Origin of the sequence: Shigella sp. FJ200513, assembly GCF_040495915.1 — a bacterium.
Lineage (GTDB): Bacteria > Pseudomonadota > Gammaproteobacteria > Enterobacterales > Enterobacteriaceae > ECMA0423.
Map to the genome: position 1 here is coordinate 1 of NZ_JBDYCV010000291.1, position 452 is coordinate 452.

Here is a 452-nt window from a genome sequence, read left to right on the forward strand (position 1 = left end):
GGTGGAGCTGCATGACAAGGTCATCGGGCATTATCTGAACATAAAACACTATCAGTAAGTTGGAGTCATTACCGGATTGTTAGTCTTTGCATGAGCAAGCGGACTGACACATTTCTCTTTGTTCTCATTCAGAAAATCTCATCAGTCGGCGTTCAGACCGGTGTTGTGCTTTATGGATACGTTACGCTCCTGATGACGTCATTTGACGTTCAACAGCATCACGGGGCCGCACGACATTTCACGTCAGTTAGTGCTATAGCTCAGGAACAAATTTTCCCAAATTGGGATATGCTCGCAAATTGCTGGTGATGTGGGGAGAATCTGGTTGAGTTCGGTAGAATTGATTTGGAGGCAGAACGCTTAAATCGTGGCGTCCTGAAACGAAAAACGGACCTCCGTGGAGGTCCGTTGATATGAATTTGGTGCCCGGACTCGGAATCGAACCAAGGACA

1 protein-coding gene and 1 pseudogene are annotated in these 452 nt (G+C 46.9%); one reads left to right on the plus strand and one right to left on the minus strand.

Translation table 11 applies throughout. From position 1 onward, the window contains the following. Position 1: 1 nt before the first annotated feature. Positions 2-58 carry an IS1 family transposase gene (locus tag ABZJ92_RS22295; protein ID WP_003032489.1) on the plus strand — a complete coding sequence of 19 codons (57 nt, stop codon included), beginning with the start codon at positions 2-4 and terminating at the stop codon, positions 56-58. Here the strand turns inward: ABZJ92_RS22295 and ABZJ92_RS22585 are convergent. Then, positions 52-223, minus strand: a pseudogene (locus tag ABZJ92_RS22585) (tyrosine-type recombinase/integrase); the annotation flags it as partial. The gene ABZJ92_RS22295 and the pseudogene ABZJ92_RS22585 overlap by 7 nt on opposite strands. Positions 224-452 lie beyond the last annotated feature (229 nt).